The 1,436-nt window shown below is 56.1% G+C and carries 1 protein-coding gene; it reads right to left on the reverse strand.

Translation table 11 applies throughout. From position 1 onward, the window contains the following. Window positions 1–49: 49 nt before the first annotated feature. Window positions 50–1,201, reverse strand: coding sequence for a Tn3 family transposase (locus AAFO90_RS24830; protein ID WP_347511183.1), 1,152 nt, complete (start codon window positions 1,199–1,201; stop codon window positions 50–52). Window positions 1,202–1,436: the final 235 nt, after the last annotated feature.

A 1,436-nucleotide genomic window follows, 5' to 3' on the forward strand; every position in this document is an offset into this window, starting at 1 on the left:
CAAGCGACAAGCTCACGCCGCTCTGAAGAGGTAAGAAAACCGGGACGGATCATGCCGTTACTTGAATCGCGACCTTCTTGCACGTCAACCCTTCAGATCTCGGGTCTTCAGTGACTCCGGGTATAACGACATCGTTGTGCATCAATCCGTCGATGACATAGGCACTTTCGCGATCAGCTGCGCTTATCATCAGCGAATGCCAGAGGAAGTTGCGCTCATCAACAAAGGTATAGGCGCTGACACCCTGGCCTTGCCCAAAATACTTGAACGACCGGCTGGCGTAGAGGCTGTCGCCGCGCACCTCAAATTTTTGGCCATCGCTGGCGGTATGAAGTTGACCTTGTCTTTGGCGATAGAGGTTGGGCAGCTCCATCGCATCCATGGCTTTGACCACGGCGGTGTTGGCGGTGCGGATGTTATCGAGCGAGAAGCGCCAGTTGACGGTGTGATCCAGCTCGCTTTCCGTGATGCTTGAAGAGATCCGCGCCATCTTGCGCACTCCTATTGCGCAGCCCAACCCCATGATTCCAGCGAGCAAGACCGGGTGGGGTGTTGTTTGCCGAACATGGGTTTGCTGCCAATGCTCAAAGGCTGTCAGCATGCCACTATGATTGCCCACGGTTTCCAAAACCTGCGCGAGCGGCACATCGTGTCGCTGAGGGAACAGGTCGCCGAGCGGGTCGGCCTCGTTGGCAATGGCCGCAGGAGTGGCGATGTGAAACGTCCAACCTTTGCGGAGCTTCAGGTGCGGATTGGTCGCCGCGTGGTCATCAGTCACCTGATACTGGGCGGTCAGCGCGGAATTCAGTTTGGCCAGTACGGGCTCAGGATCAGCAAATTCTTCCAGACCCGCACGCTCCAAGAGCTGAGCTTTGTCCCGGTTCCAACGTTCCTTCTCGATCAGATAGGCATCCATGGGCCGGTATTTGTACGACTGCACAACATTCAGATCGCCGGATTTGATGGCGGTTGTGACGTGCTGGAATAGGAACACCTTGTAGAGCGAGACCCTAAACGAGCCGTCCGTCCGGATAAGAACTGCTTTTTGTTCATCCTCAAGAAAGCCCATTGGCGCATGCGTGGCGGACAAATCGCCTTCAGCCTTGAAGTGATCGATTGCGGCCAGAAGTGCTGAGGCCCGTTCGGTGGGCATAAAACTCAGCGCCCGCAAGACGGGGCTGAGACGGTTTTGCAGCTTCACAGAGCGGCCTTCCAGAATGTCGTACCAACTGGCGTTCTTGGCGGTATTTTCGAGGTCGTCTTTGAGCTGGTCAAAGTCTGTGGTTTTGCCCTGATCCAGAAGTGCCGTGATTGTGTCCCGGGAACTGGTGTAACTTTGTTCTTCGGCCTTAGCTCGGCCGCAATTACAGGGCGGCGATTTCCGCCGGGTCCATGGGAGCAGTGTCGCAAATCGCGGCGACGGTTTCCAGTGTCAT

Source organism: Phaeobacter sp. CAU 1743 (genome assembly GCF_039839315.1).
GTDB classification, from domain to species: domain Bacteria; phylum Pseudomonadota; class Alphaproteobacteria; order Rhodobacterales; family Rhodobacteraceae; genus Phycobacter; species Phycobacter gallaeciensis_A.